Genomic DNA, 259 nt, shown 5'->3' on the forward strand with positions numbered 1-259 from the left:
GGTTTACTATCAGAATGATGATGAACATTAGTATCTTCATCAAACAGAATGTTATGGCCTTGGCGTTCAAGGTCTTCAAACTGCTCGCTCTTCACTGCCCATAGAAAGATTCCAACCGCGATACATACAAGTACGATCGCAATTGGAATGAGTATGTATAAACTTTCCATTATTTACCTTGCTCTTTTAAAAGCCTTAACGAGTTAGATACTACAATAATAGAGCTAGCAGACATGCCAACAACGGCAATGTAAGGAGC

1 protein-coding gene is annotated in these 259 nt (G+C 39.0%); it reads right to left on the reverse strand.

The features are described from left to right. A partial coding sequence (gene ccoS / locus AB4512_RS25465; protein ID WP_372176242.1) for a cbb3-type cytochrome oxidase assembly protein CcoS occupies positions 1-170 on the reverse strand: 170 nt, incomplete at its 3' end. Between the last annotated feature and the right edge of the window lie 89 nt (positions 171-259).

Origin of the sequence: Vibrio sp. 10N.222.52.B7, from assembly GCF_041474275.1 — a bacterium.
Taxonomy (GTDB): domain Bacteria; phylum Pseudomonadota; class Gammaproteobacteria; order Enterobacterales; family Vibrionaceae; genus Vibrio; species Vibrio crassostreae_C.